Source organism: Streptomyces sp. NPDC046862, from assembly GCF_040704615.1.
Taxonomy (GTDB): domain Bacteria; phylum Actinomycetota; class Actinomycetes; order Streptomycetales; family Streptomycetaceae; genus Streptomyces.
The window spans coordinates 1-23,535 of record NZ_JBEYXP010000100.1; the positions used below are offsets into that span (position 1 = coordinate 1).

At 67.2% G+C, this 23,535-nt stretch carries 22 protein-coding genes and 7 pseudogenes; 13 read left to right on the top strand and 16 right to left on the bottom strand.

Annotated features, from left to right (window positions below; translation table 11 throughout):
* Positions 1-275, top strand: a 275-nt coding sequence (locus AB0959_RS51605; RefSeq protein WP_366833969.1) for a transposase, incomplete at its 5' end; no start/stop codon positions are given.
* Here AB0959_RS51605 and AB0959_RS51610 read toward each other — a convergent pair.
* On the bottom strand, positions 245-475 hold the full coding sequence (locus AB0959_RS51610) for a hypothetical protein (protein ID WP_366833988.1): 231 nt from the start codon (positions 473-475) through the stop codon (positions 245-247). The genes AB0959_RS51605 and AB0959_RS51610 overlap by 31 nt on opposite strands.
* Positions 476-1,322: 847 nt before the next feature.
* Between AB0959_RS51610 and AB0959_RS51615 the strand changes: the two genes are divergently transcribed.
* Both AB0959_RS51615 and AB0959_RS51620 read left to right on the top strand, forming a co-directional pair.
* A complete protein-coding gene (locus AB0959_RS51615; protein ID WP_366833970.1) occupies positions 1,323-1,985 on the top strand; it encodes a hypothetical protein in 663 nt (220 codons plus the stop codon).
* 165 nt (positions 1,986-2,150) lie between these two features.
* On the top strand, positions 2,151-2,735 hold the full coding sequence (locus tag AB0959_RS51620; RefSeq protein ID WP_366833971.1) for a YrhB domain-containing protein: 585 nt from the start codon (positions 2,151-2,153) through the stop codon (positions 2,733-2,735).
* Here AB0959_RS51620 and AB0959_RS51625 read toward each other — a convergent pair.
* Together AB0959_RS51625 and AB0959_RS51630 are read right to left on the bottom strand one after the other, a co-directional pair.
* Entirely contained in the window at positions 2,717-2,983 is a 267-nt protein-coding gene (locus AB0959_RS51625) for a hypothetical protein (protein ID WP_366833972.1), read from the bottom strand. The genes AB0959_RS51620 and AB0959_RS51625 overlap by 19 nt on opposite strands.
* A 420-nt stretch (positions 2,984-3,403) precedes the next feature.
* Entirely contained in the window at positions 3,404-3,691 is a 288-nt protein-coding gene (locus AB0959_RS51630; RefSeq protein WP_366833973.1) for a hypothetical protein, read from the bottom strand.
* Between the two features lie 310 nt (positions 3,692-4,001).
* On the opposite strand from AB0959_RS51630, the gene murJ reads away from it, so the two are divergent.
* The gene (gene murJ / locus AB0959_RS51635) at positions 4,002-5,684 is read left to right on the top strand and encodes a murein biosynthesis integral membrane protein MurJ (protein WP_366833974.1); all 1,683 of its coding nucleotides are present in this window, start codon (positions 4,002-4,004) and stop codon (positions 5,682-5,684) included.
* 30 nt (positions 5,685-5,714) lie between these two features.
* Here the strand turns inward: murJ and AB0959_RS51640 are convergent, their stop codons facing one another.
* Positions 5,715-6,983, bottom strand: a complete 1,269-nt coding sequence (locus tag AB0959_RS51640) for a hypothetical protein (protein WP_366833975.1) — start codon at positions 6,981-6,983, stop codon at positions 5,715-5,717.
* A gap of 743 nt (positions 6,984-7,726) precedes the next feature.
* Between AB0959_RS51640 and AB0959_RS51645 the strand changes: the two genes are divergently transcribed.
* From AB0959_RS51645 to AB0959_RS51655, 3 genes are all read left to right on the top strand, one after another.
* Positions 7,727-8,332, top strand: coding sequence for a dihydrofolate reductase family protein (locus tag AB0959_RS51645; RefSeq protein ID WP_366832702.1), 606 nt, complete (start codon positions 7,727-7,729; stop codon positions 8,330-8,332).
* Positions 8,333-8,392: 60 nt separating this feature from the next.
* On the top strand, positions 8,393-8,518 hold the full coding sequence (locus tag AB0959_RS51650) for a hypothetical protein (protein ID WP_366833976.1): 126 nt from the start codon (positions 8,393-8,395) through the stop codon (positions 8,516-8,518).
* A gap of 563 nt (positions 8,519-9,081) precedes the next feature.
* Positions 9,082-9,222 (top strand): hypothetical protein, encoded by a 141-nt coding sequence (locus AB0959_RS51655; RefSeq protein WP_366833977.1) that lies wholly within the window; start codon positions 9,082-9,084, stop codon positions 9,220-9,222.
* 368 nt (positions 9,223-9,590) lie between these two features.
* Here AB0959_RS51655 and AB0959_RS51660 read toward each other — a convergent pair whose 3' ends face one another.
* A complete protein-coding gene (locus AB0959_RS51660) occupies positions 9,591-9,992 on the bottom strand; it encodes a helix-turn-helix domain-containing protein (RefSeq protein ID WP_366833978.1) in 402 nt (133 codons plus the stop codon).
* Between the two features lie 55 nt (positions 9,993-10,047).
* Here AB0959_RS51660 and AB0959_RS51665 point away from each other — a divergent pair, with 55 nt between their 5' ends.
* A complete protein-coding gene (locus AB0959_RS51665) occupies positions 10,048-11,010 on the top strand; it encodes a chlorophyllase (protein WP_366833979.1) in 963 nt (320 codons plus the stop codon).
* A gap of 197 nt (positions 11,011-11,207) precedes the next feature.
* Here the strand turns inward: AB0959_RS51665 and AB0959_RS51670 are convergent, their stop codons facing one another.
* On the bottom strand, positions 11,208-11,492 hold the full coding sequence (locus AB0959_RS51670) for a histidine phosphatase family protein (RefSeq protein ID WP_366833980.1): 285 nt from the start codon (positions 11,490-11,492) through the stop codon (positions 11,208-11,210).
* Between the two features lie 2 nt (positions 11,493-11,494).
* On the opposite strand from AB0959_RS51670, the pseudogene AB0959_RS51675 reads away from it, so the two are divergent.
* A pseudogene (locus tag AB0959_RS51675) lies at positions 11,495-11,872 on the top strand (aldehyde dehydrogenase family protein); the annotation flags it as partial.
* A 179-nt stretch (positions 11,873-12,051) separates the two neighbouring features.
* On the opposite strand, the gene AB0959_RS51680 reads toward AB0959_RS51675, so the two are convergent.
* The 4 genes and pseudogenes from AB0959_RS51680 to AB0959_RS51695 form a co-directional block, all read right to left on the bottom strand.
* Positions 12,052-12,729, bottom strand: coding sequence for a TetR/AcrR family transcriptional regulator (locus tag AB0959_RS51680; RefSeq protein WP_366833981.1), 678 nt, complete (start codon positions 12,727-12,729; stop codon positions 12,052-12,054).
* Positions 12,722-13,126 (bottom strand): PaaI family thioesterase, encoded by a 405-nt coding sequence (locus AB0959_RS51685; protein ID WP_366833982.1) that lies wholly within the window; start codon positions 13,124-13,126, stop codon positions 12,722-12,724. Before AB0959_RS51685 ends, AB0959_RS51680 begins: the two co-directional genes overlap by 8 nt.
* A gap of 395 nt (positions 13,127-13,521) precedes the next feature.
* A pseudogene (locus AB0959_RS51690) lies at positions 13,522-13,649 on the bottom strand (aldehyde dehydrogenase family protein); the annotation flags it as partial.
* Positions 13,650-13,885: 236 nt separating this feature from the next.
* Positions 13,886-14,917, bottom strand: a complete 1,032-nt coding sequence (locus tag AB0959_RS51695) for a pyridoxal-phosphate dependent enzyme (RefSeq protein WP_366833983.1) — start codon at positions 14,915-14,917, stop codon at positions 13,886-13,888.
* A gap of 101 nt (positions 14,918-15,018) precedes the next feature.
* On the opposite strand from AB0959_RS51695, the gene AB0959_RS51700 reads away from it, so the two are divergent.
* Positions 15,019-15,495: an Lrp/AsnC family transcriptional regulator gene (locus AB0959_RS51700; RefSeq protein ID WP_366833984.1), complete on the top strand. Its 477-nt coding sequence runs from the start codon at positions 15,019-15,021 to the stop codon at positions 15,493-15,495.
* A gap of 122 nt (positions 15,496-15,617) precedes the next feature.
* Here the strand turns inward: AB0959_RS51700 and AB0959_RS51705 are convergent, their stop codons facing one another.
* Positions 15,618-16,022, bottom strand: a complete 405-nt coding sequence (locus tag AB0959_RS51705) for a transposase family protein (protein ID WP_366833989.1) — start codon at positions 16,020-16,022, stop codon at positions 15,618-15,620.
* A gap of 572 nt (positions 16,023-16,594) precedes the next feature.
* Between AB0959_RS51705 and AB0959_RS51710 the strand changes: the two genes are divergently transcribed.
* Entirely contained in the window at positions 16,595-17,941 is a 1,347-nt protein-coding gene (locus tag AB0959_RS51710; protein WP_366833985.1) for an aminotransferase class III-fold pyridoxal phosphate-dependent enzyme, read from the top strand.
* 603 nt (positions 17,942-18,544) lie between these two features.
* On the opposite strand, the pseudogene AB0959_RS51715 reads toward AB0959_RS51710, so the two are convergent.
* Positions 18,545-18,745: pseudogene (locus tag AB0959_RS51715) on the bottom strand (hypothetical protein); the annotation flags it as partial.
* 22 nt (positions 18,746-18,767) lie between these two features.
* On the opposite strand from AB0959_RS51715, the pseudogene AB0959_RS51720 reads away from it, so the two are divergent.
* Positions 18,768-19,138, top strand: a pseudogene (locus AB0959_RS51720) (MFS transporter); the annotation flags it as partial.
* Here the strand turns inward: AB0959_RS51720 and AB0959_RS51725 are convergent.
* The 4 genes and pseudogenes from AB0959_RS51725 to AB0959_RS51740 all read right to left on the bottom strand — a co-directional run.
* A complete protein-coding gene (locus AB0959_RS51725; protein WP_366833986.1) occupies positions 19,092-19,793 on the bottom strand; it encodes a response regulator transcription factor in 702 nt (233 codons plus the stop codon). The pseudogene AB0959_RS51720 and the gene AB0959_RS51725 overlap by 47 nt on opposite strands.
* A gap of 38 nt (positions 19,794-19,831) precedes the next feature.
* Positions 19,832-20,529 (bottom strand): annotated as a pseudogene (locus AB0959_RS51730) (response regulator transcription factor).
* Positions 20,530-20,613: 84 nt separating this feature from the next.
* A complete protein-coding gene (locus tag AB0959_RS51735; RefSeq protein WP_366833987.1) occupies positions 20,614-21,555 on the bottom strand; it encodes an SGNH/GDSL hydrolase family protein in 942 nt (313 codons plus the stop codon).
* 160 nt (positions 21,556-21,715) lie between these two features.
* Positions 21,716-22,371 (bottom strand): annotated as a pseudogene (locus tag AB0959_RS51740) (response regulator transcription factor); the annotation flags it as partial.
* A 727-nt stretch (positions 22,372-23,098) separates the two neighbouring features.
* Between AB0959_RS51740 and AB0959_RS51745 the strand changes: the two are divergent.
* Positions 23,099-23,349 (top strand): annotated as a pseudogene (locus AB0959_RS51745) (transposase); the annotation flags it as partial.
* Positions 23,350-23,535 lie beyond the last annotated feature (186 nt).

Consider the following 23,535-nt stretch of genomic DNA (forward strand, 5'->3'; position numbering starts at 1 on the left):
CCGGCCTCGCCCCCACGACCAAGTCGTCGGGGACCTCGATCCACGGCGAACATGCACCCCGCGGCGGCAACCGGCAGCTCAAGCGGGCGATGTTCCTGTCCGCGTTCGCCGCCCTGCACGATCCCGCCTCCCGCACCTGCTACGACCGATGCCGGGCCCGTGGGAAGACCCACACCCAGGCACTTCTCCGCCTGGCCCGACAACGGATCAACGTGCTGTTCGCGATGCTCCGCGACGGCACCTTCTACGAACCCAGAACCCCACGCCTCGCTTGACGAAAGACATAGAGGCACCCCCCCCGGGGCGGCCACCAGGCCCCGTCCTCGCAGTGTTCCAGGAGCCGGTCGAAGACCTCCTGTACCATGCCGTGCCCGGCCAGCCGGGTGCGGCACCGGCTCGATACGCTGGCATCGAAACCCGTGTTCGTCGGCTCGGCCCCGAGCGCGCACTTCCAGTCGATCGCCCGCACCTCCATCGCCGCAGCTTGCCGGTCGGTCAGGTCGTCGGCGAACTGCAACACCGTCACTGGCGCAGAGCACTTGTTCCGTGGCTGTCGTATTCCTGTGATGACGCCCTACGTTTTTCCTACGGGGCGATCGAGCCACTCGTAAGGTTCTGTCACCCGGGGGCGCTGAGTGTGGCTGTGATGGCGCTGCCGCTGTTGTGGCTGAAAGAGCTTGGCAGCTCAGGGGACACCGAAAATTGACGGGCCGAGGGCTCTGTTCATCGACACACTGGGCCAGGTACTCCGTCGCCGAAGGAGATGTGTCCGTGGAGGAGCCAGGGTTCGCCGTGCTTGTGACCGAGCCCGGGAAGGGCGGACAGGAGGCTCTGCAGGCAGTCAGAGCGGTGACCGGACTGAGCCTGTGGCGTTGCAAGCTTCTACTCGACCGCGCCCCTGTGACGGTTCTGGAGGAAGCCCCGCTCGACCGGGCGAGCGTGGCGGCCCGGCGGCTGCAGGACGCCAGCGTCCCTGCAGCAATCCGCTGTACCTGGTGCGACAGGACGGTGCCCCGCGACGGGAGGCTGCTCGACCCAGGCCCCTGTGCATCCCGCTTCTGGCCGACCGCCCATTGCCAGGCGAACTGTCTCGCCAGCTGTGATTGCGAGTTCTGCAGCGCCTACGGGCCGACCGTCCTGACCCTGTGATTGCAGGCTCATCCCGGGACTGAATGATCCTGCGTGCGGCTCTTGGGGATGGGACAGACCGGCTCGCTGAGATTCCCCACCCACCCCTCGCCGTCACGCACACCCCCTCATGCGGTCCTGACCGGTGCGGCACAATCACGGTCAACTGGGTAGGCAACGGTGGGGGTGGGAACGTGGGGCGTTTTGGCTGGCGAAGCCGACGTAAGGGCATACCGAAGGAGCCGGCACTACTGGCGGCGGCTGCTGAGAATCCCGGTGGCAGCGTCGCCGAGATCGACCCGACGTACGTCGACGATCCGAACGGCTACGTACCGCCCGAGGCAATCCGCGGCGCGTGGTTGGTAGACAGCAGCGGGAAACTGACAGGTGAGTACCAGGAGAATCCTCGTCACGGGGTGCCGCAGGACGACTTCAGCAAGCTCACTGACCCTGATCACTGGCTTGGCTGGCTCGGCGATGATCCCGCGATCGCCGTCCGGAAGGGCATCGAAGAGTCCTTGCGCGCCCAGGTGGCAGATGCAGGGGTCGAGTGGGTCAAGATCGTTGAAACGCCTCGGTTTCTCACGGGTGGGCGTCGACATTCTGAGGACGAACAGGTCATGTTGGTGGCCCGCGCGGCACTCGCCGCACCGTTTGCGTTGTCCGTGCGCACCACGCAGCACGGGCGTTCCATCCTCGTGGGGGTGTTCTCGTGGGCGGCGGTGAACCTCTCACCGCCCGGAGTCCGCAAGGATCGGCACTGGTTTGACCTGGGTGTCGAGCTGGACTGGGCCGGTGAACGGCTTCAGGGGCGGATCTACGAAATTGACGGTGCGAACGGCACCGCCGAGCGGTAGAGCGGGAAGTCACTCAGCACCGGCGGTCAGAGCGGATGCGAGCAGCCCTGAGGGACTTCAGGATCTATTCGCTCGAGTAAGAAGGTCCGTCTGGCCCCTCGTACATGGCGCTGGGCCATGCGAATTCGCTGGTCGTCAGAGGGGCCGGTACGGGATGCTGCACGCGTGATCGAGCGAGAAGCCGCCGTTCGGGCTGTCGAAGAGCAGTTGGAGCGCGACTATCAGCAGTGGCGGGCTCTGGGCGCGGACGCGGTGAGGATGGCTGTGGTCCGCGTTGAGGAGCACGAGTTGGTGTGGATCGTTTCCTGGCAGTCCGAGGAGTTCGTACGCACACGGAACTCGAAGTACGCGCTGATTGGTAATGGGCCGTATCTGGTCGACCGCGTCGACGGGGGACTGCATCGGATCGGCGTCGTCTCCGCGGTAACCGGGGAGTGGGAGGCCGACTACCGGGCTCGGATACGCGGTCTGCCGGTGCGCACTGCAGTGGACGATCTACACGATGCGCTCCGCGGAGTGGCCGCTACGCGCGGGCGCATGCATGCTGTGCGGACACTGCGCCAACGGCTGCCTGTGCTCTCGCCCGCGGAGGCCATCGAATACGTGAGCGCCTTGCTGGAGGGTGATACGCCCGCGCGCCTCGTGGCCGTCGCCACCAAGGAACTGGTGGAGCCCTTCAACCCGGTGCTTGCGGTGAGGACCATTCTGAGCGGGGCGGCGATCCGAGCCGGTCAGAGACCCGAGGGGTGACTGGAAAGCCAGTCGGCGTGCCGATCGCGCATCTGGTCCCGTTCTTCGGGCGTGGCGAGGAAGACATCAGCGCCACCGTCGTAGGGGTGGTGGATGCGCTGCATGCGGGTGTCGGTGATGAGGATTCCCGCCACCTTGTCGTCGGCGATATCTCGGAGCAAGTCGTCGATGCAGCCCCGCTGCCAGGGCTGGCGGGCGGCAAAGAGGTGGCAGTACGTGCGGAACTCGGGGTCAGGATCGTCCTCCACCAGCAGGCTCTGCCAAAACCCCGTGAGGTTCCACTGACGGAACCTCGGCTTCGGTCGTCCAGAGCGGAGTGATGACATACACGTCCGCACCAGCGAACAACTCATCGAGGACGGTGTTGTAACGCTCCAGGACGGCGGTGTACTCGCTCTCGTCCTCCGCATACCGCTTCGACTCCGGCAGGCCGTGAAAACGTACCCAGACGTCCCGATATGGGTCGCGGAGTTTGTACGCAACCGGGGGCAACTGGGCCAGCGCTGCTGCCACAGCTCCGTCAGATCGGTCTGCCCGTCTTCATGCACCCGCCGCACTCGTCCTCTCGCATATGAACCTACCGACGACCATGATGTCGGGGCTCATGTCCGAGAGAAACCGACTTCTTAGCCAGCGCTTGTCAGCTGGCCGGGCAGCACGGGGATCCGTCAGAACGGGGGTTCGTCGTACGGGACGGTGGGGCGCGGCAGGAGCCGCAGAGTCAGCTCGCGCCGCTCTGCCCAGCAGCCGCACGGCTCCATCTCCGGGTTCGTGCCTCTGACCCACCAGCCGCCCGCGCCCCGGCAGTCGGGGCAGGAGCGGCGGGCAATGGGGGTGAGGTGGATGCGGTGCCGGTCGGCGTGCAACTCCCAGTGGCCGGCCTTGAGCGCGATGGCGGCCGCGGCGACCGTGACGGGCACGACGGCCGCGACCAGGACGGCGGTTCGGGCGCGCACGGTCACGGCCGGTCGAAGGGCTGGACGGTGAAGCGGGTGCACAGTGGCTCTCCTTCGGAAGGTGCGTTGATCAGGCGGCCAGCCGATGGGTGACCGGGACCGTGGAAGTGAAGTAGGTGTCGGGGCTGGGCTCGTAGCCCCTGGCGCAGGGATCGCACTGGCCCTGGGTGCGCAGCGGTACTGGCGCAGAGCACCTGTTCCGTGGCTGTCGTATTCCTGCGGCCACGGTCACGGCCGGGGAGCGTTCGCTGAACTCTGCGTCCAGACGGACGAATTGGGGCCGGGGAACCTTGGGGCATAGGTTGACGGCATGGTGGAGGGGGCGAACTCCGCGGCGCAGACCATGCCGCAGGAGCAGCAGACAAGGGGGCGGCATGCCGCCCGGCGGAAGAAGGACAAGGGCGGACTGGCTCGTTCGTCCTTGCTGATGGCTGTTGGCACGGTGGTGTCACGGGCGACGGGACTGATCCGCCAAGTGCTGCAGGCCGCAGCGCTGGGAACGGGCTTGCTGGCCAGTACCTACAACACAGCGAACACCGTGCCAACGAGCCTGTACACGCTGCTGATCGGCGGCGCGCTCAACGCCGTGCTGGTGCCGCAGCTGGTCCGGGCCAGGACAACACAGCCCGATGGCGGACGCGCTTACGAGCAGCGTCTGGTCACGCTCGTGGTCTGTGTACTGGGTGTGGGCACGGCGCTGGCGGTGTGGGCGGCGCCGCAGATCGTGGGCCTGTACATGCGGGACACCCCGGACAGTCACGAGGCGTTCGAGCTGACGGTGACGTTCGCGCGGTTCCTGTTGCCGCAGATCTTCTTCTATGGGCTCTTCAGCATCTACGGGCAGGTGTTGAACGCTCGCGAGAAGTTCGGCGCGATGATGTGGACCCCTGTGCTGAACAACGTCGTGCTGGTCGGCATGTTCGCCGCCTATCTGGGGCTGATGACGGTTCCCGACCGGGTGGAGGACATCACCGCCGATCAGGTGCAGTTGCTGGGGATCGGGACGACGGCAGGAATCGCCCTGCAGGCCGTTGCCCTTATCCCGTTCGCGCGGGCGGCCGGTTTCCGTTTCCGCCCGCGGTTCGACTGGCGGGGCACCGGCGTGGGCAAGAGCGTCCACGCAGCGAAGTGGACGCTGCTGTTCGTCTTGGCCAACCAGGTCGCCCTGACGGTGGTCACGAATTACGCCAATGCCGCCGACCAGGAGCTGCCGCAGGCCGGCGCGGGCTACTCGGCCTACACCTACGCGCAGACCATCTGGATGCTGCCGCAGTCGATCGTGACGGTGTCCCTGGTGACGGCGTTGCTGCCGCGTATGAGCCGGGCCGTCGCTGAGGGGCGCATCCTGGATCTACGCGCGGACCTGTCCCGGGTGCTGCGGATCAGTGGCGTGGTCATTGTGCCCGCCGCGTTCGTCTTCCTCGCTCTGGGGCCGCAGATCTCCTCGCTGCTGTTCGCCCACGGGGCGGCGGACGCCGCCTCGGCCCGCCCGCTGGGGTACATGCTGCAGGCGTTCGGACTCGGGCTCATCCCTTTCTCCGCCCAGTACCTGCTGTTGCGTGGCTTCTACGCCTTCGAGGACGCGCGCACGCCGTTCTTCATGGCGGCTTGGATCGCGGGCGTGAACATCGCCTTGGCCACCGCGTGTCATGTGCTCCTGCCCGCCCGCTGGGCGGTCGTCGGTATGGCCGGCGCCTACACCCTCTCCTGCGTGGCCGGTCTCGCACTCACCGCGCATTTGCTGCGCAGGAGGCTTGGGGGTCGCATCGACGACGGCGGCCTGCGCCGCACCTACGTGAAACTGTTCTGCGCCGCGGGCCCGGCTGCTGGGTTGGGCTGGGCTGCAGCGCGTGCGTGTGCGGGCCTGGGAAGTGGAACGTGGCCTACGGCCGTCGCACTGGCTACTGGGGTGCTGGCGACAGCCGTGGGGTACCTCCTTCTCGCCCGGCTGATGAAGGTCAACGAGTTGCGTCGCCTGCCCGGGATGCGCTGAGTCGAGGCAGACGGTGCGAGGAGGCGTGCTTCATGGACGGTCCTGCGCGCGGCTTGCGATGTAGTCGAGCCAGTCCCGTTTGGCATATCCAGTCCAGCGAGTGGAGTTGCTGATGCTGGTGCCGGTGAAGTCGGCGTAGAGGTAGGTGGCTCCGAGAGGGCGGGCGGGCTCCTGCCCGGGGAACAGCCACGGTGTTGTGCTGGCCGTCTGGTCGAACTGCCAGCGAGTCTGGCGCTCGTCGCGCAGTGCGCGGACCAGCTGGGCGACTTCGGGCGGCAGCGGAAGACGATGACCGTTGAGGTTGAGCGCCACCACCGTGTCGTCGTCGATGATGTCGTGCACGGCGAGTTCGAGCAGTCTTGTGTGCTGCAGCCCGAAGAGGAGTGTCAGGGCGCCAGCCGTGCGGACATCGAGAGGCAGCGCATCGTCGACGAGACACCGGTTCAGGTGTTCGGCGTGGTCCTCGTCCGTGCTGAATACGCTGGGGGCGGCGACGGGGGCCCGTGGGACTACGAGCTCGCCGGCAAGGCCCCGGCCTTTCGCCCAGGTGACGAAGGCATGCACTTCATGACGTTTCTCAGGCCCTTCGTCCAGCCACGTCTCGAGTTCTGGCTGTGTGAGCTCTCCGAGAGGGATGCCGTGCTCGTCGAGCCAGTCGAGCAGTTCCAGGGCTCGGCGCAGTCGCGATCGCATCTGGTGCTGCGTGCTGGCGCGTAGCGGGCGGTGCCGGTGGGCTCGGCGGATGCGGTGCAGTAGATACCAATGGGCGAAGGGGGTGAGGAACTTGCGCTGGGGGAGCGGTGCCTGGGCCAAGAGGGCGTCTGCCCAGCGGGGCAGGGCCTCCAATCGATCGTCCCGCGGCGGCAGCACTGCGGCGGCGACGAGGACGTCGCGGATGTAGCGAGTGGTCGGCGTGTTGGGCAGGTCGTCGAGCTGTTGGTGAGTGAACTCCTCATGAGAAGCACCTAGTTGAGACAGGAGAGCCGACACGCCGTCGCGGGTCAGCCAATACGCCACTCGGCGGGGGTGTCCGGCGGCGGAAAGAGCCGAGTGGAAGTCTTGCCGCTGTGCGGGGACCGTATCGCCATCTCCACCGAGCGCCTCGGCCAGTCGTTTCGTGGCGAAGCATCGGGTGCACAACTGCTCGCGGAAGATCTTGTGGCTCGTGCCGCAACGCCGGCACGCGTAGGTGAGATCGACCCCGGCGCAGGGTCCGCAGATCCCGTTCCCCGCATCGGTGAAACCGATGAGCGGACGTTGCTGTTCGCACTGAGCGCAGGCACCGGGATGTTCACGCACTGCCGCGACGCAGCTTGTGCAGACCGGACCCATCGGCCAGTAGGCGTGAACAGGACGGTCACGGAGACAGCGTGCGCATGGCCCCGTAGGGCGGGGATAACACCTCTGGCAGAACGGCTGTCCCGCCACCTTGCGCGCGCAAGGCCGTAGCCGGCCGCAGGCGGAGCAGGCGACCGGCGGTGCGTCATAGCAGCGGGAACACAGATCGGGCGTGTCGTCGCCACCGCGCCGGACGACCTTGCGGACTTCTCCGCAACTGCCGCAGCGCCGCTGAGGTTGTCGGTAGCAGTCTCCCGCCAGCCGCCGGAGCCGACCCCAAGGGGAACGGCCCGAATCGAAGCAGCCATCCACCGTCTGGCCGTGACGTTGTTTAGCGGCTCCACCATGACGACTTCGCGTGGCCCCGTTTTATGGATGTTCTGTGCATGTCGGACGTCGCGAGTGGCCCTGGGGGGCGGCCCGGAGCGGGACCGTCGGGGATCTGGTTGTGGGGCCGTTCGCGGGTGGGGCTGAGCTGGGGCTTTGACAGAACTCAAACCGCTGTGCCCATTCGGGTGCGAGATCATTCCCCGACTGCGTGCATAGTGCAATCATGTAGGCCTCCGGGCCCTCCGAAGCAGTGCCGCTCGGTCGGCCTGATCGGCTGCAGCGTCATGGGTTTTCTCGTTGCTCCACAGCGCGGCCGATGAGTTTGTGGCTCCCGGCGGGTCCAAGCTCGTGACACCCCAGGAAAGGACACCGCCATGTCGGAGCTTCTCGTCGACTTCATCACCTCCCTCGACGGCCACGCATCGGGAGAGGGATGGCCCGGGTTCTGGGGCCTAGAGGGCCCGGAGTATCTCGCATGGCTCGGCGAGCAGCCCGAGGCCACCTACCTGATGGGAGCGAACACCTACCGCCTGATGTCGGGCTTCGCCAAGGGCGAGGTCCCGAGTGGTCAAGACGAGTTCAGGCCCGAGGAAGAGGCGTCCGTCGACGAGCTCACGCAAGCGTCCAAGGTGGTGTTCTCCTCCTCACTCGAGGAGCCACTGACGTGGGCCAACTCCACGCTCGTCCGCGACGACGCCGTCGAGGCGGTCCGCGCCATGAAGTCGAGTGGCTCGGGACTCCTCAGCACGATCGGCAGCCTCAGCCTGTGCCGGTCCCTGCTGCGAGCCGGACTCGTCGACCGCTTCCGGGTCGTGATGTTTCCGGTGATCACCGGGGCCACGGGCGAAGAACGCATCTACGACGGCTATCCGGACGTTGCCCTCGAGATGATCGAGCACCGCACCTTCGACGGCCGCATCCAGCTGGTCGAGTACAAGCCCCGCGTGCTCGAGCACCCGCCGCTCGGCGTCCCTGCGTGACGTCGCCCCGTCCGCCGGTCTGGACGGCCGCCAGACCGGCCTCCCAGCGGTGCGGTTACCTTGTCCGATCAGGTGGCCATCAAGCTCGCCTGGGAGTTGACCGCGGACCCGGCCGAGCAGGCGGCCATGCGCCGTATCGCCGCCGAGTGTCCCGACACTGATGTGACCGTCAACGCCGTTCCCTGACTCGCGAGGGTGCGTGGGGCCTGGGCAGGAAGCGCACGGGCCCCACGGCGAGCGCCGGGACCGTGAACCGGCGTACCTTGGGCACGTTTGTGCTGGTCGAACGCGTGCCGTGTACCAGCCCGCATCGGGGTGATGCCGGAGCTGGCCGGGCGTAGCGGAACGTTTCGCTTCGGAAGACCCCCTGTATCGAGGTCCGGCAGTGCCTTCACCGTGGAGTGTTCCTGGGCGGTCGGTGCGAAGACAGGGAGCAGCAGCGATGGCAGCGATCACCCAGATCCTCGCTCACGTGAGGACCGCGGATGTTTCAGGCGCCGGCACCGGCAGTGACGTCTATCTCGGCGTCGGCGGCCGCGAGTTCTATCTCGACTTGGCAGATCGGTCCGACACACAGCGGCCCGCGGACGACAGGGTACTACTTCGGCGAGGCCGCCAACGTGTAGCAGCCGGAGCTCAACGACCCTCGTAAGCCTCCGCTGGACACCGAGGACCTGGCCTCCTTCCCCGTGTGCCTGCGGATGGAGTCGGCAGGCAGTGAGCCTCCGTGGTGCATCGAGTGGGTGTTGGTGACGGTCAATCCCGACACCCGCCGCTACATCCACCCCAGCCCGCGGCGGGTCACCGAGGCCAACCGCATCTGGCTGGGCGACAGTTACGGTAAGACCCTCTACCTGCGTCCCGCCGACGGCGCCGGTTCCGAGGGCTGAACCGGCGACAGGACGCGCGCCGCATCACCGCGCCCGGATCGCCTGAAGGTGTGGGCGCCGGCTGCGCTCAGGAAACACACAGCGGGTGGTTTCCCTCGCGAGGGAATGCGGGAGGAACACCCGCCAGTCAGCTCAGGGGAGGGGGCGTAGTCGATGATCTGGTCAGGACAGTTGCCTGGGGCGAGATGTGACCGCGGCCGGGACTGGGGGCGCTCGCCGGTGCTGCGCGTCTGCACCGCCGCGCCAGGGTTCCGCCTCGTCGGCGGGCCGCATCGTGGGACGACTGGAGCTCGCGACGCACCGGCAGCGGCGGCTCAGCTGTCGGTGATGTGGTTGAAGCCGCGCAGTATCGGCTGATGAACGGCGCCTCAGTTGATTGACCTGGCGACTGCCGACTCTCGGAAGTCCACGACAGCTTCGCCGTTGGTTCGCGCCCACTCGGTCAGCATCACGATTGGCTCCTGGAGTGTCTGGCCGAGCGTGGTCAGGCTGTACTCGACCCGCGGCGGCGCTTCGGCGTACACCTGCCGGTCGACCAGGCCGTTGCTCTGCAGGCGGCGAAGGGTCTGCGTCAGTACCTTGCGTGAGATCCCGCCGGACAGCGCGACGAGTTCGCTGTGTCTCTTGGGTCCGCCGGTGAGAGCGAACAGGACAACGACGGACCACTTGTTGGCGATGATCTCGATCGCCAGCCTTGCGGGGCAGTCGGCGAGGAACACCGTGCCCGCTTCCAGGTCCTTTGCCGCGCTCGCCAGGTCGGCTGCGGTCATGTTCACAAGCCGAAGGTTACCATTTGGTACCTATCGGTTTCCTAACGTCGATGCCATGGAACTTCACTCCGGCCAGAGCCGCCCCACGGCCCCGCTCAACCGTCAGGTCATCGCCGTCAAGCCCATCACCGTTTCCACCACCGACCGCGGCATCGACCTGCAGGTCAAGGTCACCGCACCAGTCGACGGGAGAGACCTGCCCGTCATCGTCTTCTCCCACGGCAACGCCTGGTCGATGGACGGCTACGAGCCCCTCGTCGACCGCTGGGCTGCTGCCGGGTTCGTCGTGGTGCAGCCCACCCATCTGGACTCCCGCCGCCACGGCATCGGCTTCGACGATCCCCGTTTCGCCACCATCTGGCGCGTGCGCATAGCCGATCTGCACGGTGTCCTCGACGGCCTCGGTGACATCCTCGACCAGGCCGGCGGTCTGGCCGCGCGCGTCGACAGCGATCGCGTCGCGGTCGTCGGGCACTCCTGGGGAGCACAGACCGCCGGAGTCCTCCTGGGCGCCCGCGTCTTCGACACCGAGGGCAACCCGGGAGAGGACTTCTCCCACCCCGCCGTCAAGGCGGGCGCGCTCATCGCGGCGGCCGGTGCCGGGGACGCCCTGACGCCCTTCGCGCTCACGTATCTCCCGTTCGCGCGCCCGGACTTCTCTAGCATGACCGCTCCCGCTCTGGTCATCGCCGGCGGAAAGGACCAGTCGGTGATGACTACCCGCGGACCGGAATGGTTCACCGATGCCTACCACCTCAGCCCGGGCCCGAAGCGACTGCTCACCATCGCCGAGGCCGAGCACCTCTTCGGCGGAATCTCCGGCGAGGCCGCCAAGGACACCACCGACGAGGCCCCCGCCCGCGTCGTCCTCGTCGCCGACGCCGTCTCTGCCTACCTGCACGACGCCCTCAGCGTCGAGGCACGAAGCAGGGGGCCCTGCAGGACCAGATCAGGCACAGCACCGGCGCCTTCAGCACCGAGAGCAAGTAGGTGCTTCGCGGCCTGGCTTGCGATCTGACAGGTCGTTCCCGAGCCCCAGGCCAGGATGGCTTCGTGCATCTCTAGGAACAGCAGTTGTGGGATGCGTTTGGGAGGCGGTTGGTGATCTCTCGTCGTTCGGATGTCGACGAGAAATGACGGCAGTGGCTGGCGGTGGAAGCGAAACGGCCCGCCGGCCATGAGGGTGGCGGGCCGTTGAAGCGGGTCAGGTAGAGGTCAGCCAGCTTTGGCGGAGTCGAGATGGCGGGTGTCGCCGAGGCTGACGACCTGGCGGTTGTGGAAGAAGTCGTCTTCGCGCAGCGTGGTGATACTGCCCGAGGGCCCCCGGAAGCTGGCATAGCCGACGGACTCGATCGGCATCGTGATCCAAGACGCCACGACGAACGTCAGGGCGAAGCCGTGCGTCACGATGATCTGGTGTTCGCAGGGGCGTTGAAGGATCTCGTCCATGGCCGCGTAGACGCGCCGCGCGAACAACGCCTTGGTCTCGGCGCCCGGCAAGCGACGCCTTGGACCCGGAAACCCGGGTCGGACCGCTCGCCACCGCCGTCCAGCGCGACCGGGTGGAGGGGTACATCGCCAAGGGCCTGGCCGAAGGCGGCCGGGTGACGACCGGCGGCGGCCGCCCGAAGGGACAGGACAAGGGCTGGTTCGTCGAGCCGACCATCTTCGCCGACGTGGACAACAACGCGACCATCGCCCGCGAGGAGATCTTCGGCCCGGTGCTCTTCCTCATCGCCTATGACGACACCGACGACGCCGTCCGGCTCGCCAACGACTCCGACTACGGGCTCGGCGGCAGCGTGTGGACGGCCGACCCGGAGCGCGGTGCCGCCGTGGCCCGCCGAGTGCGCACCGGCGCCGTCGGCATCAACCGGCACCGCCTGGCCCGGTGGCTCTTCTTAGGCCAGCGTGGCGAACTGCGCCAGCACTGCCGCAAGGGCGTGGAGGACCAGCCCTTTTTCCGCCCCGCGTAGGTCGGCGGCCGACCGCTGCGCCAACCGTCGGCCGATGAGGACGCCAGCCAGGGGTAGCGGAGCGTTGCCCAGGGCAGAACGGCTCACGTTCCGTAGCGGCCATGGTGCGCGCGTGAGAGGGCGGCGGCGCCCTGGCAGGCGAGGGTGGCGGCATCGTCTGCGTACTGGGGGATGTCGTCGGGCCATTTCGAGGTGGGCTGGAGGATCAGCAGCGAGACGGCACCGTGCAGGCACGCGCAGATGGCCCGGGTCAGCGCCGTCACATCGCCGTGGAGCACGCCGGCGTCGGCGCATCGCTGCACCGTTTCCCGCAGGAATCGGAAGCAGGCGTCGGCGACCTGCTCAGTGGCGGCTGTCGCGGGTCCGGTCGCGACCAGGCGGTAGCGCAGGGGATGGTCGAGCCCGAACCTGATGTAGGTGACACTGCGCTGGTGGAGTTCGGCGAACGGGTCGGTGGGCTGGGCGCTGATGTTCAGCATCCGTCGGCCGAGCTCGTCCCAGACTCCGAGGCACACGGTGTGCAGCAGTTCCAGTCGGTTGTCGAAGTGGAGATACACCGAGGGGGTGCTGACCCCGACAGCCTGTGCCACCGCGCGGATGGTCACGCCGTCCTCGCCGGCGTCGTCGAGCAGCGTGCCGGCCGCTTCGATGAGTTCGTCCCTCAGTCGGCCGCCGTGGCCTCGCTTGGCGCGACTGCGCCGATGGCCTTCGGTTGTGCTGGCGCGGCCGTCGGCCGTGGTCTGGCCGGGTCCCTTAGTCATGGCGCCTCCGGAGGGCGACGAGTTGAGTGACGCGGGCGCAGAGCCGGTCCTCGTCATCCCTGATGTCGATTTCCACGGCGACCGTTGACTTGCCGACGTGTAGCGGGCGGGAGGTCGCGAAGGCGCCGGTGCCGTGTACGGGCCGCAGGAAGTGGGTGGTGGATTCCATGGTCGCGGGGACGGTGTCGGCGGTCCCGTTCAGCGTGGCGCACACGGCGCCGGCTACATCGGCCAGCCCCATCAGTGCCCCGCCGTGCATCGCGGCGCCGACGGTGGACTGCTCGGGAGTGTAGGCGAGTTGCGCGGTGACAGCGTCGGCCTTGAGGGCTTCGAAGCGTATCCCGAGCGTCCTGGCGAACGGCGCCAAGGTGTAGACGTCTTGCTCGGTGATGGTCATCGCGGCCCCTCAGGTTGTCGCCGTTAAGTTAACGGTGACATGTTATGTGGGCGTCACGGTTCGTGTCCACGCCTGTGGCGCGAGGCTGCAGGGCTGTGCAGTCTTTCGGTGCCGATCGGAGGCGTGCTGAGAGACGCCGAGTTGTCACTCGATGGGACAACTTCAAGTGTCTGGAGAACCGTCCATCTTCAGCTCGTACCGCCGGTTCTTGCCGACCGGCAGTTCCGGGAGGAGCTGGGCCAAGGCGACTTGGATGGGGAACTGCACAGCTCCAGCCTGCACCGGCCGAAGCCCTGCCGCAGGTCAGCGCAGGCAGACCCGCGGGTGACGACCGCGTACCGGGTGGTGCCTGCCAGGCGTTTCGTTTCGCCAGTACGACTGTTGCGCACGGCCGGGCGCCCGCAGGTCTCGCCGATGACCCGCCCCGCAGACGTGGAGCCAGTGAAGGCGACCTTGCCCACGCCCGGGTGGACACGAGGTATGCACCGGCCTCGCGTCCGGCCGGCACGATGTTGATCACGCCGGATCTGGCGGGCGCTGAGGCGGCGCTGGTAGCCCTCGTCGGGCGCGCTGTCGGCGGCGGCGCGGCCGCCGTGGTGCTGGTCGACCTGAGTGGTCTGGTGAGGCACCTTTCGTTCCGTACCCACCCCGGGGTTCGGGGCCGGCCGCGGGCTCAGGAACAGAAGTCGGCGATGGTGGCGGTGAGGATGTCGGTGAGGCGGCCCAGCGAAACTGACGAACCGTCATGCAAGATCGAGATTAAAGCTGAATGTCCCGCAGTCGAGGAAGGTCAGACCACACCGCTGCCGTATAGCGCGGGTCGAAGATCGCGTGGTACCCGCCGGTGTGCCAGAAAAGTACTGGGCCCTCGAATGTTTCCTTGCGCGCCATGTCGATGATTGCCGCGACCGCTTTCGCTGTGTACACCGGGTCAACCACGATTCCCTCGAGTCGCGCCATGAGGTCGATGGCCTCCGTGACGCCCGAGGCGGGCTGTCCGTAGCCTTCCCCCAAGTAGTCCTCAGTCAACTCGATGTCGGAGGCAGCAATGCGAATGGTGGGCGCGATGAGATCGGCTGCCTCGTTCGCGAGCCGGAGGTAGTTACCCGGTAGGTCGTCATACACCTCTCCCGCGACGACGACGCCGATGATGCGGGTCGACTTCTGGCGGAGCGCCCGCCCCAGTGCAAGTCCCGCGTGCGTGCTTCCTGCCGAGCTGGCGTGCACGATCGTACTGAATGTCGCGCCCTGCGCCTCCATCTGCTCTTCAGCTTCGATGTAGGCGCGCGCAAAGCTCGCCGCACCACGGCCGGTTGCCGAGCCGATGGGCAGTCGGTAGACCCGCTCGCCAGCAGCCTCTAGCTCGCGGACGACATCCTCGGTCAGCCGAGCGAGTTCTACCCAGGAAGTGTCGCCGACAAGACGGAGATCAGCGCCGAAGAGGGCATCGAGGAGAAGATTGCCCACGGGCTCTTTCGGCTCATCGTGGCAGAGCACGAGAGTGCACTTCATTCCGATCGAAGCAGCCGCAGCGGCAGCTGCACGAGTGGCGTTGGAATGGCGAGAACCTTCGGTCACGATGTGCGTGGCTCCCAGCGCGCGTGCGTGCGCGAGCTCCGTCTCAAGTTTGCGCACCTTGTTCCCTGCGAGGCCCACCGAGCCCAGATCGTCGCGCTTGGACCAGACTTCCACGCCGAGCTCATCGCTCAGCCGAGGCAGGAAATGCACGGGCGAGGTGAACCCCCGGAGGTCGATACGCGGCAAGTCGGTGTGGTCATGTGCTGTGGTCATGCTCGCAGAACTTAGACAGGCCAGATCTGATGCACAACTACATCGTATTTGACCGTGCAGATGCACAGCCTAGGATCTGCTCCGCAGGTATTGTGTGCCATATGCATAACCTTGATGCGGTTGATGCCCGGATACTGCTCGCCCGGGATGATGCACCCGAAGCCTCACTGATCGAGATCGCCGCCCGGCTGGGGGTGTCGCGGAACACGGTGCACGCGCGCCTGAAGAGGCTCCGCGACGGTGGGGCGCTGGGCACACCCAGCGCCCCACTCTCCCCAGCAGCAATCGGCCGGCCCCTACTCGCCTTCGTGACTCTGTCCGTGTCGCAGCAGCAGATCGACTCGGTATATGCGGCGATTGGCGCCATTCCAGAGGTCATCGAAGCGCACACCACAACGGGAGATGCCGATCTCATGCTCCGTGTGGTCGCGCGCGACACTGTTGATTTGCACCGGATCACGCAGGGCATTCAGTTGGCGCCCGGCGTGCAACGCAGCAGCACCTCCATTGCGACGACCGAGGTCATCCCCCACCGAATGTCTCTTCTCCTGCATCGGCTGGCAGAGGACGATTCGTGACGAGCTTCGGAGACGCATTGAGAAGTTTTTGGTCCTGACTTCGCAGGTCAGGGGGCTGGTGTGCGATTGCGGTGATGTACTCGTGCCGGTCAAGGGTGTGATCTTTTTCGGGGGATCGTCTGTCACCAGTAGATTTCGGTGTTCGCGAGGACGAGCAGGGCCCGCAGGAGGGTGGTGGCGTGCCGGGCGTTCATGCGGATCTCGGCCGGGAAACGCCAGGACTTCTGGTTCGCGAAGCCGTGCTCGACGGCGGCGCGTTCGCGGTTGAGTAGGCGGTTCGCTTCCTTCTCTGCGTCGGTGAGCTGGTGATTGCGGGTGGCGTTGCGGCTGGTGATGATCACTGGGTCATCGGAATCGTCGTCCAGGTTGGCGAAGCCGAGATTGGCCAGGGCCCCAGGCCCTGCCTCACGCAGATTTCTGGTGATCTTGTCGTGGCGGGCCGCCGTGATCTCGCTGGAGTGGCCGGGCTTGGCCGCGGAGGTCCGGATCGGGTTGCCCTTCTCGTGGGGCAGCGCGAGAAACAGCAGGCTAGGGGTTTGTGCTTGCCAGAGAAGTTCTTCCGGTTGTCCGTTCCGGTGCGATGGCGCATATGGACGAGGGAGCCGTCCCCAGGCCCACGACTCCGCCGCTGCGGACGATCTTCTTCAGTGCCCGGTCCAGTGGCGGTGCCCGCACAGCCAGTAGCTCGGTTGTTTCCTACACCCGGCGACGCACGGTGGTGGCGGAGACGTGGGGCGAGCCGGAGACCCGCCGGTGGCGGCGAGGTGGTGAAGCGCAGGGACGTCGGCGAACCGGCAGCCCTTCCTCTCGGCCGAGACGGCTCACGGCCGGGGAGCCGACGGTCGTTGCCCGTGCGCCTCTGTTCGTCGAGTGACTCAGTGCGAACGTCCGATGTCGCTGGGCTGCACACGGGCGGACAGTCGGAGATCGATCATTCACGGAGCAGGATGACCGGCCTGATCTGGCCTGGCGATCGTCTGATCTCTGTTCGGTCATTGTCGGCATCTGTCGGCGAATCGACGATGGGTCGATGACTCGGCGATGTGCCAGGAACCGAAGCGGCGCGTGCACATCCGACAGCTCTCGAGATCGGATCCCCATGACCAAGCTGACCATCGACGCGAGCATGGAGAACTTCACTGGGAGGTTCGCCATATCTGCCGCCATGACGCACAGCGGCAGCAAGCTCATTCCCGGGGGCTACAGCCGGAACTCCTTCAACTTCGGTCCTCACGCTGTCTTCGTCGACACCGGCCAGGGCGCGTACATCGAGACCGTCGACGGCCACCGCCTGCTCGACCTGAACAACAACTTCACCGTGAACGTTCTCGGCCACAACCACCCGGCGATCACCTCGGCGCTTCAGGAGGCGATCCCGTCGGGCATCTCGTTCGGCAACCCGAGCACCGCCGAGGCGGAGCTTGCGCGGATACTCATCGACCGCATTCCTTCCGTCGACAAGGTGCAGTTCTCCTGCTCGGCGACCGAGTCATGCATGAGTGCCATCCGGGTGGCCCGCGCCTACACCGGGAAGACGAAGATCGCCAAATTCGAAGGCGGTTACCACGGATTCAGCGATCCCTTGCACATGTCGTCACACACCTACCCCGACCACGACCACGGCACGGCGAGCGATCCGAAGGCGGTACCTGACAGCGGAGGCATCCCCGCCGAGGACGTCGGCAACATCGTCCTGCTGACCCAGAACGACCGTATCGGCTGCGAGCGGATCCTACGAGCCCACGCCGACGACGTCGCCTGCCTGATTGTCGAACTGCAGAGCGGGGCGGGTGGGCTGGTGGTGCTTGATCAGGACTTCGTCGAGGAGCTTCGCGCCCTGACGACCGAGCTCGGCATTGTTCTGGTCTTCGACGAGACCATCAGCCTTCGGGCCGGTCTCGGCGGGTTGCAGGGCGTCTATGGCGTCATCCCCGACCTGACCGTGATGGGCAAGATCATCGGGGGAGGACTCCCACTCGGTGCCCTCGGCGGTTCGGCCGAGGTCATGAGCGTGCTGGAGGACGGCCAGGTGACCATCTCCGGAACCCATCATGGACACAAGCTGTCGCTGATCGCGGGCGCGGCCTGCATGCGTGCGATGGACGCGGCCGCGTTCGAGAAGCTCAACCGGCACTCCGGTCGCGTCATGTCCGAACTGAACGACTGGAGTCGTTCGAGGATGAGCCCGTTCGTCGTCTACGGAAAGGGCTTCTCGCACATGGCGTACGGCTACATGAAGGAGCCGGGTCTGGAGATCCGCACCCACCGGGACTACAGCCGCAAACTCGACGGCGAGAAGACTCAGATCTGTTCCCTCGAGCTGGCCAACCGAGGCTTTTTCCCGGTGCACCGGGGAGAGTTCTCGCTGTCGGCACCGATGACGGACGACGACATCTCGTCGTTCATCGCGACGCTGAAGGACATCGTCGTCGAGCTCGAGAGCTGAGGCAGCGAGCCGGTCGGCCGCCAGTGGTTGCGAGCCTGAGTTCCGCCTGGAGTCCTGCATCGCGGAGAGTCGCGTCGAGGGCGCCCGCCTCATATCCCATGGCGGCCGCTCCGAGAACCTGGGCAAGAGCTGGTTCGTGCAGCCGACCCGTCTTCGGGCGCTTCGAGCGCAGTGCGGTGATCGCCCAGGAGTAGATCTTCGGCCGGAGCTCTCCCTCGTCCCGTACGACGTCGACGGCTCCGACTTCGGGCACGGCGACGCGGCGTGGACCTCCGACCCGGAGCGCGAGGTGTCTACTGCCCGCCACTTTCGAACCAACCCATCGGCGTCAACCGCTGCATCCCGTCCCGCCGCCCCTGCGGCGGTGTTGGCGGGGTGCCGGCCTCGTAGGCGTCCATGGCGGTCCGTGCTGCCTCGGCCGTCAAAGTCGTGAAATGCCGTACGGGGAGGGCTGGTGTTCGACACCGGGCTGCCGGCACCGCACGGCGCCGGTGCCCCGGGGGAAGCAGGCGGTCTTCCGGCTGGTCGAAGCCCCGGCCCCGTCCGGCCCGCGCCCGCCCGACACCCCCGAGACGGTCTGGACTTACGTCCAGACCGCGCTGCTCAGTGGGCCCGGGATTGAGTACGTCGGGCGTATGCGCGGGCGGCGCGGGCGCGGTCGCCGCAGCGAGTGGAGCATCAGCGGCGTGGGCTGTGGCAGAAGGAGTAGCGCCTGCAGGGGGAGCCACAGGCGGTCAGACGTTCGGCGTCTGTAGACGTCAGCAGGTCGGCGGCGAGGGCCGTCAGGGCGTGGTCGACAATCTTGGTGGCGTGGTAGGGGCGCTCTTCGGAGATCCGGCAGCTCATCCTGGCCAGCTGCGTCGTCGCCACCGGCGTAGGCTTCGCCTGCGGCGCGCTGCCCACGCTGAGCATGCGGGCGGTGCCCGCGTCCGAGACGGCTGCCGCCAACAGCCTGAACGCCCTGATGCGGTCCACCGGCACCTCGGTCTCCAGCGCCGCCGCGGGTGTCTGGCCCATATGACCACCGGCTTCCACGGTGTCAACTTGCCCTCACAGAACGGTTTCCGCACGGTCAGGGCGATCGGCGTCGGTGCCGCCGTCCTCGCTCTCGCGTTCGCGTCCTTCATTCCGCGTCAGCAGCCGCCGGCCGCTACCTCTGCGCCGGATGCGCCGGTGAAGTCGGCTGTGGGGCCCTGAGCACGAGCCGGAAACCGACACCGCGGACGCACTCGATGAACAGGGCGTCATCGAACTTGTGCCGCAGGGCCGCCACATGGGTGTCCAGCGTTTTCGTCGGCCCGAACCAGTTGCTGTCCCAGACCGCCGTCATGATGGCCTCCCTGGTCACCAGGGCCTCCAACCGGGCGGTGAGAAAGACCAGCAACGCGTACTCCTTGGGTCTCAACGGGACTTCGGCGCCGTCCAGGAAGACGCGGTGTGCTCGCTGGTCGACGGTCACACGGCCGTACGTCTCGCGTGGGTTCGGGCCGGTCCCGGACCCACCGAGATGTCTGCGCCGCACGGCCCGCATCCGGGCGACCAGCTCACGCACCAGGAAGGGCTTCACCAGGTAGTCGTCGGCGCCGAGTTCGAGGCCTACGACCTTCTCCGTCTCGCTGCCCCGCCCGCTGATCACGATGAGCGGTACGTCGCTGCGTGACCTCAGCTCCCTGCAGACGTCGAGCCCGTCCATATCCGGCAGACCGAGGTCCAGCAGGACCATGTCCGACGCCGATGCTGTGAGCGCGGCGCTGCCGGTCGGCACCCAGTCCACGTCGTAGCCGTAGCGAGGCAGGCCCAGTTGCAGGGACTGGGCCACGGTCGGGTCGTCTTCGACGAGGAGTATGTGCATGGCTGCTCCTGATGGCGAGGGGGTATGAGGGGGAAGCGTCACCGGGGCCGGACCAGCCCGGTCTCGTAGGCGAAAACCACGGCCTGGACACGCGCACGCGCGCCGATCTTGGTGAGGATGCTGCGGATGTGGGTTTTGACGGTGGTGGGTGCTATGGACAGCCGCTGGGCGATCTCGGCGGTGCTCCAGCCGGAGGCGATGGCGGTGAGCACCTCGCGTTCGCGTTCGGTGAGCAGGCCCAGTCGGCCGTCGCTCTGCGGGGAGCGGGCGGGCCGCGGTCGGCGGAGGGTTTCGATGAGTTCGCGGGTCAGACCGGGCGAGAGGACGGCGTCGCCCGCGGCCACGGCGCGGATGGCAGCCGTCAGTTCGTCGAGCGAGGCGTCCTTCAGGAGAAAGCCGCTGGCGCCGGCGCGCACTGCGTCGAAGGCGAACTCGTCGAAGTCGGTAGGGCCAGGATCAGCACATGAGGGGGTCGCGCACCCGCCGGGACGGGGCCGGGATCTCCGGCGAGCTGCGCCCCGGGTCTCGTGATGCGGTGGATGGACTCGACGCCGTCCGAGGGAGGCACACGAATGTCCAACAGGACGACGTCGGGGTGCAGGTCGGCGGTCCTGCGCATCGTCTCCGCGCAGGTCGCCGCCTCGCCCGCCACGGTCAGGTCGGGCTGGGCCGCGAGGAGCATGCGGTAGCAGACCCGTTGCAGAGCCTGGTCACTGGCGATGAGTACGGTGGTCATGGTGGGGCGTTCTCCATGTGGGGGTGGAGGGGCACCGCACGCCGCTCCAACGGTGCCCCCGTGGCACGCGTGCTCCGCGGACGCTCAGGCCCCGATGGTCCGCAGGACGGCGGAAGCCATGCCCCGCTCACCTCGTTCGTTGGGGTGGACGACGGCTGCCGGGTTGCTGGGCTGGAGGGGTTCGATCCAACGGGTGCCCGCCGGAGAGCAGGCATCGTGGCCGACGGACGGTGTGTGGGTGTCGACGTAGGTGGCTCCGGCGGCTTGCGCGCGCTGCCGCAGCATGGCGTTGAGCTGCTGTTCCTGGTTGCGCAGGAAGGTCACGTCGCCGGGAGCGAGGGGTATCTTCCGGTCGCAGGTGGAGCCGTCGGACGGCAGGATCGCCGGGTATCCGATGACGTACACCCGAGCCTCAGGCGCGCGACGCTCGATCTCCTGAAGCGCTTGAGAGAGGTGTTCGCCCGCTGTACGGATCTTCTTGCTCGCCCCGTCGTCGGCGTACCGCTCCTTGCAGGGCGCCTGGTCGGAGATGTCCGTGAGGTTGGCGGCGGCCTTGTAGAGCGCCCCGGTCGTAACGCACTTGGTGAGCATCGAACTGAAGCCGATGTCGTTGCCGCCGATACCGAGGGTGACCAGCCGGGTTTTTATGGACAATGCGGATGTTTGGGCGGGGTTGGTGCCGTCGTCGGTGGACTGGGGTGCGGTCAGGTCGGGGATGGCAGCGCCGCTGCAGCTCATGTCGCGGAAATCGGCCGACTTGATGCCGAGTTCCTTCGCCACCACGGCCGGGTAGTTGCGGCTGGAGCGGGCGCAGCCCGCGGGCTTCCCGGTCTGGTCGGGGATCTTCGGCCCGGACGTGTAGGAGTCGCCGAGGGCGACGTACGGACCTCGTACCAAAGGCGCGGCGATGCCTGTACCCCCGTCCCCGTCGCCAGGTCCGTCGTTCCGCTGGGTGACCCCGATGACGGCGAGGAGTACACAGCAGGTCAGAAGCCCGGCCAGGCCGGTTCGTGCCAAGAGTTTCATCGCTGTGTCCTGTCTTCGTCGCGGATGCTCGACTGCGGTCGGGCACCGCCCAGCGCTGTGGCAGGGCAGTGTCCGGGCGGGGCAGGTGGCGCCCCCTGAGGGGACGGAGCGGTGAGAACCGACGGGGGGCCGGGAGGAGGGGAGTCCGGTGAGCGGGCCCGGCGGGGCGGACCAGGCCGACGTCGTACGCGAAGATCACGGCCTGTACGCGATCCCGGGCACCGATCTTGGCGAGGATGCGGCTGACACGGGACTTGACGGTGGATTCGGCGAGGTGGAGGTGTTCGGCGATCTCGGCGTTGGTCCAGCCGCCGGCGAGCACAGCGAGAACTTCACGTTCGCGCTCGGTGAGTTCGGCGAGTTGGCGATTCTGGTCGGGGGAGTGGCGGCCGCCGTGCTGGGTGAAGGCGTCGATGAGTTTGCGGGTGAGGCCCGGCGAGATGACGGAGTCCCCGGCGGCATGGCGCGGATGCCGACGACGAGTTCGTCGGCGGGCGTCCTTGAGGAAAGAAGCCGCTGGCGCTGGCGCGCAAGGCAGCGTAAGCGTATTCGTCGAGGTTGAAGGTGGTCAGCACCAGGACGCGGGAGCGGCCGCCCGATTCCACGATCCGGCGGGTGGCCTCGATGCCGTCCGTACCCGGCATGCGGACGTCCATCAGGACGACATCCGGGGCGCAACTCGGCGTCTTGCGGACCGCATCACCGCCACTTGGTTGCCTCGTCCACGACGGTCATGTCGGGCTCGGCCCCCCCCCAGCAGATGCGGAAGCCCAGGCGTTGCAGGGTCTGGTCGTCGACGATCAGGACGGTGGTCATGCCAGATGCTTCTCCAGGGCCGGAAGGCGAGCCGGCCCAGCTGGTACAGGAAGGTGGCCACGGAAGTACTCCCACCAGGAGAGGGATCATTACGAGAGCGGGCCTGATCGACCCTGTGCTCACGCTATGGGCGGCTTTCCGCGAACCCCCGGCACCGTGGAACCCGAATCCGGCAGGGAACCAGTACCGCAGTACTGGTGGCCCTCATCCTTGCGGCACGGTGAGGCAAGTCATCGCCAGGACGGCGCCGCGAGGAGTGAGGGGATGGAGATCAGCCTACAAAGCGAGTCGGCCGGCCAGAGGGACGAGAGCGATGCGACCGGACCCGGCACACGGCACCGCGTCGGCGAGCTCGAAGAGCACATCCGCCCGGGTGTAAAGGCGGTCGTAGAACTGGATACGACCAGCGGTGCTTTCCAGCGGCTGCCGTACCCGCGACTACGTGGCCCGCCAGACCGAGGCTGGCCGGGCCAAGAAGGAGATCATCCGGCTTCTCAAGCAGGTCATCGTCCGGGAAGTGTCCGCTACCTCACCACCACAGTCGCCATCCCGGAGGCCGTGGACCTGCGACCGCACCGCATGCCAAGAACATCACCCTCACTGCTGTCGCCCACCACTTCGGCGTCTGGCCCGTGGTCATCTCGTGCATCGAACACGGCTGAAGTTGCTCCGGTTTGGTGGACAACCATCCGCTTGGGGACACTGGTCCCGCAAGGAGGAGTCCATCGTGCCGAGAACACGTCCGTCGTACCCGCCGGAGTTCCGTCGCCAGATCGTGGAGCTGGTCCGGGCCGGCCGTACCCCGGAGGAACTGGCCAGGAGTTCGAGCCGTCCGTGCAGACCATCCGGACCTGGGCCAACCAGGACCGTGTGGACGTCGGCGAACGTCCCGGCCTGACCAGCGAGGAGAAGGAGGAACTCGCCCAGCTGCGCCGGGAGGGCAGGCAGCTGCGCGAGGAAAGGGAAATCCTCCGCAAGGCCACGGTTTTCTTCGTCCGGGAGACCAGCCGGTGATGTCTGGTTTCGTAGGTGGGAACGGACAACATTTGTCGGCGGTTTCCGGAAGCACTTAGAGAGCATCTGATCAGTGTTCACGCCGATGCGAGTGGGATGTCCGTTTCGATTCGCCACGTTGGTGCGGATTCCCCGGTCAGCTCGCGGGAC